Source organism: uncultured Thiodictyon sp., assembly GCF_903828115.1.
Lineage (GTDB): Bacteria > Pseudomonadota > Gammaproteobacteria > Chromatiales > Chromatiaceae > Thiodictyon.
Map to the genome: position 1 here is coordinate 1 of NZ_CAIKKU010000659.1, position 7,077 is coordinate 7,077.

Genomic DNA, 7,077 nt, shown 5'->3' on the forward strand with positions numbered 1-7,077 from the left:
AGTGCGGCGCGGCCTATCCGCAGAACGCAATGCTGCGGTCGCTTGCGAGGCCGCGCCGCACTGGGGTGCGGCGCTCCCATCGCCCGAGCGGACTTACGCGCGTGTGCTCGCCGGTGCGGCTTGGCCGGAGTTATGATCAAGGCCCCCGCCGGGGATGCGTGGGTCACCCTGAGGTACAATGAGCGCATCACCCGACCGGAGCGGCCATGCCTTCTGCCCAGCCACCCACGCAATCCGCCCGCATCACCTTGCGCACGGCGCCAAACGAGGCACCGGGGACCTTGATAGCGCGACGCGCAATGCCCGCCCTGAGAAATCTCTTTTCGACGTTGAACCTGCTGCGCCGGGCTACCTCTTGCGTTTCACGTCGCGTCCGCCCTTCACGCGCCGCGACATTGGTATTGCTGGCGCTGTTATGGCAGAGCGGGGGTTGCCGTGTCGGGACCCCGCAGGACAATTCCAAGGCGACCGCGCCGCAAGCGTCCGCCCTGTCCGCGCCACTGCCCGATACCGATGGCGACGGCCTGCTGCGCCAGCCGCCGGCCTTCGAGCCGGCGGACCTCAAGCGCTATTTTTTCGCCGGCAAGGATGCCTGTACCGTCGGTTGTGCGACCCGCTTCGGGACTGTGCTCGGCGCAGTGGATGGCGTGCCCGGCCAGTCCAATTGTACTGCCACCTGTATTCACCCGGAGTATTCGTTTCTCGATCTCGATACCGGGGCGATCTCAGTCCAGGCCCGGGACCCGCAACAGCCGAATCTGCGCTATGTCGGCCTCATCTATCATCGTCTATTATCCGAACCGCCAGGACCCCGAGTGGCGGTGGGGGCACGTCGCCGTGGTGATCGGCGTCGATCAGGAACGCGGCAGCGTCGCACTCGCCGAGCAGAACTACAGCAATGCCCGCTGGGAAGACGCGACCGATCATGCGCGCCGGATTCGCCTGTTCGAGGTGGGCGGCCGCTATACGCTCATCGATGTCTCGCCGACGCAGATCAAGAACGCGGAGGGCGGTCGGATTGCCGGTTGGGTCTATCCGCTGTCGGCCAGGTAGGGTGCGGCAGGCCGTCAGGGGCCGATCAAGGCGAGGATCTTTCCCTGCACTTGCGCCAATTCAGCGGCGGTGATGCGACCCTTGCGGAGCGCCTTGCGGGCCACCCAATCCAGGCTCTTCACCGTCGCCGGCGTCCGGCACATACCGCGGCACGGTCACAGCGCCTCACGTCCGACCGGGGTACCGAAATCCACCTCGGCGTGCCGATTCTCCGGCGTGATCCCGGACAGCAGTTCCGCCAGGTCGTAGGCGTGCGACCGGATCGGCTCGATCAGGATCCGCCCGCCTTCCTCGCGAATGTCCACCTCCTCATCCAGGCTCACCCGCGCGGCGGCCATGACCCCGACCGGGATGCGCACGGCCGCGCTGTTGCCCCACTTCTTCACGATGACGCGCATGGCAGTCCCTCTGGTATCTACTTTGTAGAAACGATACGCCGAAAACCGCCGGCACTCAATGCCGCTCGCTCGCCCCTTTGGGCGTCGGTCCCGCGATCTTGTGGCTGTTCTGGCTCCCACGCCGGCCAGATTGGGCAAGTATTCGCCGCCGGCCCGATCCGCGCGCGACCTGTAGGCTGGGTAGAGCGCAGCGAAACCCAGCAATCAACGCCTTAGGCGCGCGCAAACGATGGGTTTCGCTGCGCTCTACCCATCCTACGGGAATGGCATCCGCGCGCGGTGCGGTTTGTTCCTGACCGCACCCTAGGCCTCTCGCCGCAGGAAGGCCCCGAGCACGGGAATCCCCAAGCCCCGGTCCGCGCTCACGAGCCCCCGGCGGCGCAGATAACGCCGCGTCGCGCGGTCCTGGGCGGCCAGGTCCACCGCCTCGCCGCGGGCAAGCCGCTCCAGGACCGCCAGCGCCGGGGTCGGGGTCGCCTGGACCAGGTTGGTCAGATAGGTGTTGGCCTTGTCCAGCACGGCCGGGTCGAGCGCAACTGCGTCCGCCACCGCTGCCTCCCATCCACCGGTATCGTTCACAACCCCAAATAGGCTTCCTGGACATGCTGATCGTGCAACAGTGCGGTACCGGTGCCACTCAAGACAATGCGTCCGTTTTCCAGGACATAGGCGCGGTCGCACAATCCGAGCGACTGCCGCACGTTCTGTTCCACCAGTAGTACGGTGGTGCCCTCCCTATTGATCCGACGGATGATCTTGAACATTTCCTCGACCATGATTGGCGCCAGTCCCAGCGAGGGTTCGTCGAGCATCAACAGCTTGGGCAAGCCCATCAGCCCGCGCCCGATGGCGCACAGTTGCTGTTCGCCGCCGCTCAGGGTGCCGGCCAACTGGTGTCGGCGTTCGCGCAGCCGCGGAAACATCTCGTAGACCGACTCCAGCGTGCCGGCCCGCTTCGCCCTTGGTTCCGGCGCCAGCGAGCCCATGACCAGATTCTCCTCGACCGTCATCTCCGCAAACAGGCGCCGACCCTCGGGCACCTGTACCACCCCGTGCGCGATGATCCGATCGCCGCTGAGTGAGTCCAGCCGAACGCCGGAGAAGGTGATCGAGCCCGACCAGGGATGCAGCAGGCTGGAAATGGTCTTGAGCGTGGTTGATTTGCCGGACCCATTGGCTCCCAGCAGGACCACGATTTCCTTTGCGGCGACCTTGAACGAGAGGTCCCACAAGACTTGCATATCGCCGTAGCCGACGCTCAACCGGTCGACATCAAGCAACATGATCTCTCCCCAGATAGGCCTCGATCACCGCCGGATCACGCATCACCTCCGACGGCGTGCCCTCGGCGATGGTGTGTCCGAAGTTGATGGCGTGAATGCGGTCGGAGATCCTCATGATCACATGCATGATATGCTCGATAATCAGTACTCTTGAGCCGGTGGATTTCCTGACCCTTGAACAGAATACGGCCCGAGGTTGGCCGCAGATAGCCGGTGATGAGATTGAAGGTGGTCGTTTTACCGGAGCCGTTGGGACCGATGAGCGCAAAGATCTCGCCCTGGGCAACCGTGAAGCTGACACCATTGACGGCGGTCAGGCCGGCGAAGGACTTGACGAGCGAATCTACCTGGAAGTAGGCCACGGCGATGTCCTCTCCGCACCGGGTTTCAGATGCCGCAATCCTCTCTGTATTTTCGACCAGTCGCCCACGATGCCATTGGGCAGCACCAGAATCACGACGATCACCAGCAACCCGAAGCCCAGCACATGCAGCTTGGTGACGAGTTCCGCCAGCTCCGCGATCAGCGGCGACTCGCTCATCTCCGCCAGCACTTGCAACAGACCGAAAAAGCCCGACCGGAACAGTTCCTGAACGGCCACCATGACGAAGGCGCCCACCACGGGTCCGTAGATAGTGCCGACGCCGCCCACGATACCGACCAGAATCGCCATGATGGAAATACCGTGCAGCGAGAATACGACATCGGGATCGATGAATCCCATGTAATTCATGTAAAAGGCCCCGGCGATGCCGGTCAGAAAGGCCGCGACACCGAGCGCGATCATTTTATAGTGATGGGTATCGATCCCCAGACTCTCGGCGGCCTCCTGATCCTCGCGGATGGAGATGAAATAATAGCCCCATCTTGAGTATGAGATCAGTTGTACGCTCAGGATTGCCAGCACCGCGAGCACCAGTGCAATGTAGTAGAAGGGCACCTTGGAAACGAACGAAGGCATGATCAGTATCCCGGTCATGCCGTTGGTGAAAGGCTCGGCGATGGCGGCGGTGTGCCGCAGGATTTCATTCAAAGCCAGGGTCGCCAGGGCGAAATAGGCACCACGCAGTCGGAAACAGATCCAGCCGAACGGAAGGCCGACGGCCAGCGCGACGAAGCCGCCGAGGGCCATTCCCCACCAAGGGGAAAGGCCGAAATGGTGGGCCAGGAGACCGGCGCCAGCAGGGTGCCGGCGGCCCCCGCCAGTGCCGCCCCAAGACCAAAGGTAATGACGGTGATGCGGCCGGTGTTGATACCCATCAGGAGGGCCGCCTGTCGGTCCTGCGCCGTGGCGCGGATGCAACGCCCGAGGTCGGTCTTGAGCAGCAGCCAGAACATGACCAGCGTGAAGAGCAGGGCGATGCCAAAGGCGTAGCTCAGCGCCACGCTGAACGAGATGTTGCCGAGGAAAAAGCTCGCGTTGGAGTAACTGGTGGTGATGTATTTATAATCGGATTTGAAGATCAGCCGCACGACTTCGGTCAGGACCATGCCAATGCCGACGGTCATCAGCACCTGATTTTCCGGCAGGATGGTGTCGGCGGCGATCAGTGGACTCAGCAGATAGCGCGCAATGAGGCTGCCGAGCAGAAACAGTGCCGGCATCGCAACCAGCAGCGCCAGATAGGGGTCCAGGCCGATGGTGCTGAGGACGAAGGCAATATACATGGCGACCATCATCAACTGGCCGTGCGCCAGATTGATGATGCCCATGACCCCCATGATCAAACTCATGCCGATGCCGATCAGGGTGTAGAGTCCGCCTTTGAGGAGCCCGGCGATGAGGGTTTGCAGAAAGACATCCATCACGGTTCGCGCCCTGAGTGCAAAGCAGAATGAACAGGGATCAGCGGCCGGCGTGGCCGCTTACCCGGTAGAGTCATGGGGTCGGAATCCGCGTGGACCGCTATTGGCGCTCGCCCCAGGGCGGGGTGGGGAACCGGTACCCGGCGGTGGCGATAGCGAGCGGCCAAACGGTTTCCAGCTTGCCCTTCTGCCATTGCACCAGGAAGGTCGGCAACCGGTTCTGCTGCGTCTTCCTGTCATAGGCGACGAACTTGACCGGGCCGAACACGGTGGCTGTATCGGTGACCGCCAGGGCATCGCGAATATCCTGTGGGGACGTGGACTTAGCGCGCCTCAGGGCATCGGCGATGACCTGCAGCGAGGCATAGGCCTCGGCGCCATGATATTCGGTCTCCTCCTTGAATTTGCCCTGATAGGCGTCGAAATAGTCGCGGGCGCCGGGAGCGGGGAGATTCTGCATCCACAGGGTGGCGGAATAGACATAGTCGGCCGCCGGACCGGCGCTTTTGGCGAATTCCGGGAGGGTGAAGCCGGCGCCGCCGCCCATGAACAATTGCGGATTGAGGTCCAGTTCCCGGGCCTGGCGCATCATCAGCGAGGCATCCATGACATAGGAAATCATGTAGACCAGATCGGGATTCAGCGCCTTGACTTTGGTGAGCAGTGGTTTGAAGTCCACGGCGCCCTTGTTGTAGCCCTCCTTCAGCAGGATCTGAATGCCGAGTTGCCCGCACAGGGTCACCATTTCCTTGGAACTGGACTGACCAAACAACGAGTTCTCGGCCAAGATGACCGCGGTTTTCGGTTTGGCGACCTGTTCCAGGAAAGAACTCAGACCCCGCGGGTATTCGCTGGCCGGGGGATTGATCCGGAAGACGAAATCGTATCCCTTTTCAGTGATTTCGTCCGCCGAGCCGGTCGTCACGAGGAACGGCACCTGGAGCTGTTGCGCGACCGCGGTGACCGCGGCGGTGACGGAACTTGAATAGCCGCCGGTCAGGACCGGCACCCGGTCTTGGGAAATCAGCTTTTCAGTGGCCGAACGGCCGACGTCGGGTCTGCCGGTATCGTCCTCAAACAGCAGGTGCAGCGTCTGACCCTTGATACCGCCGCCGGCGTTGATCTCCTGCGCCGCCATTTCAACTTGGACTTGTGCCGCCGCCACCCCGGATGACGGTTTCCGGTTCTGCTGTCGGCACGCAGCGCGGGGGCGGCCAACCGATACTCGAACGCGGCCGTCTGGTGCGTGACGATCCGCTCCGCATCCAGTGCCAAGACCGGAAGCGGAACGCCCGCACGGCATTCCCACGCCGAAGCGGCGCTGCCATCAGGTTAAGCCGCACCGGCTACTGGGAGCGCCGCACCCCAGTGCGGCGCGGCCTCTGCTCGACCCACACCGGCGGGGTGATCTGCGAGATCGCGCCGCACTGGGGTGCGGCGCTCCCAGGCCAGGCCGGAGGTCCCCCGTGGGAGCGGCTTCAGCCGCGACGAGGCCACGGCGGCTTGCGAGGTCCCGTCGCGGCGATAACGCACCGAAAAACAATGGCGAAATGGGCACCTTGGCGTGAGCACTGCGCCTTGCGGATTCACCCCTCGCGCCGCAAAAAGCCCCCGAGCACCGGAATCCCCAAGCCCCCGTCCGCGCTCACCAGCCCCCGGCGGCGCAGATAGCGCCGTGTCGCGCGGTCCTCGGCGGCCAGGTCCACCGCCTCGCCGCGGGCAAGCCGCTCCAGGACCGCCAGCGCCGGGGCCGGGGTCGCCTGGACCAGGTTGGTCAGATAGGTATTGGCCTTGTCCAGCACCGCCGGGTCGAGCGCGGCGCAGTCCGCCACCGTCGCCTGGCGCCGCCCCGTATCAATCAGGCCATCGTTGAGATGCGTCACCAGCAGCGAGCCGTACAGTTGGGTCAGATAGGGCTGGCCCAGGGTGCGGGACCAGACCGCCTCGGCCACCGCGGGCGGGATGGCGTCGGGCGGGAAGTCGTCGCTCGGGCGCATCAGGAGATCGAGCGTCACCGGCCGGGTCAGCGGACCGATGGTGAGTGTACGCAGGTTCACCAGGTGGTCGGCCCACATCGGGTCCAATTCGTCCACATGGGCGGCCCCGGCGATCAGCACCCGCAGTCGGCGGCGGTGCTGGATGGTGGCGCGCAAGAGCCCCAAGAGTTGCAGCAGCGCCCGCCGGTCGCCGGGGAAAAGCCCCTCCCAGCGCTCGAACTCGTCGATGCAGAGCAGGATCCGCCGGACCCCGAACCCGCTCAGATCAAGGCGCTCCAACCGCTCGAACCAGGCCGCCAGCGATTCCATCGGCGGCCCCGGCGGGGCGTCCGGCAGGGTCAGTCGGTGCTCGCGCCGCCCCTGTTCCTGCGCCTGCCCGACCAGCGCCTTGACCAGCGATTCGGTGGAGTCGATCGGATTGTTCTGGGTGTCGAAGAAGACCACCAGCGCGTCCGGCAGCTTCAGCGGCAGCATGTTGAGCAGCGAGGTCTTGCCGCAGCGCCGCGGTCCGATCAGGGCGAGCGCCGCCCCCTGGCCCGG

General features: G+C 64.4%; 9 protein-coding genes and 1 pseudogene. 1 reads left to right on the forward strand and 9 read right to left on the reverse strand.

The genetic code is table 11. The features are described 5' to 3' along the window. The first annotated feature begins 765 nt into the window (after positions 1-765). Positions 766-1,053 carry a hypothetical protein gene (locus QZY48_RS24865; protein WP_295436124.1) on the forward strand — a complete coding sequence of 96 codons (288 nt, stop codon included), beginning with the start codon at positions 766-768 and terminating at the stop codon, positions 1,051-1,053. 155 nt (positions 1,054-1,208) lie between these two features. Here the strand turns inward: QZY48_RS24865 and QZY48_RS24870 are convergent, their stop codons facing one another. The 9 genes and pseudogenes from QZY48_RS24870 to QZY48_RS24905 all read right to left on the reverse strand — a co-directional run. Further along, the gene (locus QZY48_RS24870) at positions 1,209-1,451 is read right to left on the reverse strand and encodes an AbrB/MazE/SpoVT family DNA-binding domain-containing protein (protein ID WP_295436126.1); all 243 of its coding nucleotides are present in this window, start codon (positions 1,449-1,451) and stop codon (positions 1,209-1,211) included. Positions 1,452-1,754: 303 nt separating this feature from the next. Continuing rightward, positions 1,755-2,000: a hypothetical protein gene (locus QZY48_RS24875; RefSeq protein ID WP_295436129.1), complete on the reverse strand. Its 246-nt coding sequence runs from the start codon at positions 1,998-2,000 to the stop codon at positions 1,755-1,757. 26 nt (positions 2,001-2,026) lie between these two features. Next, a complete protein-coding gene (locus QZY48_RS24880; RefSeq protein WP_366929773.1) occupies positions 2,027-2,731 on the reverse strand; it encodes an ABC transporter ATP-binding protein in 705 nt (234 codons plus the stop codon). Continuing rightward, the gene (locus QZY48_RS35010; RefSeq protein ID WP_366929771.1) at positions 2,724-2,861 is read right to left on the reverse strand and encodes a hypothetical protein; all 138 of its coding nucleotides are present in this window, start codon (positions 2,859-2,861) and stop codon (positions 2,724-2,726) included. Before QZY48_RS35010 ends, QZY48_RS24880 begins: the two co-directional genes overlap by 8 nt. Positions 2,862-2,895: 34 nt before the next feature. Beyond that, positions 2,896-3,102, reverse strand: a pseudogene (locus QZY48_RS35015) (ATP-binding cassette domain-containing protein); the annotation flags it as partial. Continuing rightward, on the reverse strand, positions 3,078-3,866 hold the full coding sequence (locus QZY48_RS24890; protein ID WP_295436134.1) for a branched-chain amino acid ABC transporter permease: 789 nt from the start codon (positions 3,864-3,866) through the stop codon (positions 3,078-3,080). The pseudogene QZY48_RS35015 and the gene QZY48_RS24890, both read right to left, overlap by 25 nt. Next, positions 3,764-4,540, reverse strand: coding sequence for a branched-chain amino acid ABC transporter permease (locus QZY48_RS24895; protein WP_295436138.1), 777 nt, complete (start codon positions 4,538-4,540; stop codon positions 3,764-3,766). Before QZY48_RS24895 ends, QZY48_RS24890 begins: the two co-directional genes overlap by 103 nt. A 100-nt stretch (positions 4,541-4,640) precedes the next feature. Then, the gene (locus tag QZY48_RS24900) at positions 4,641-5,705 is read right to left on the reverse strand and encodes an ABC transporter substrate-binding protein (RefSeq protein WP_295436136.1); all 1,065 of its coding nucleotides are present in this window, start codon (positions 5,703-5,705) and stop codon (positions 4,641-4,643) included. Between the two features lie 421 nt (positions 5,706-6,126). After that, on the reverse strand, positions 6,127-7,077 hold a 951-nt coding region (locus QZY48_RS24905), incomplete at its 5' end, for an AAA family ATPase (protein ID WP_366929772.1).

Bases quoted from the DNA above. Each gene is read 5' to 3' on its own strand.
- QZY48_RS24895 (WP_295436138.1), bottom strand. From the start codon at position 4,540: ATGGATGTCTTTCTGCAAACCCTCATCGCCGGGCTCCTCAAAGGCGGA.
- QZY48_RS24890 (WP_295436134.1), bottom strand. From the start codon at position 3,866: ATGGCCCTCGGCGGCTTCGTCGCGCTGGCCGTCGGCCTTCCGTTCGGC.
- QZY48_RS35010 (WP_366929771.1), bottom strand. From the start codon at position 2,861: ATGCATGTGATCATGAGGATCTCCGACCGCATTCACGCCATCAACTTC.
- QZY48_RS24865 (WP_295436124.1), top strand. From the start codon at position 766: ATGTCGGCCTCATCTATCATCGTCTATTATCCGAACCGCCAGGACCCC.
- QZY48_RS24870 (WP_295436126.1), bottom strand. From the start codon at position 1,451: ATGCGCGTCATCGTGAAGAAGTGGGGCAACAGCGCGGCCGTGCGCATC.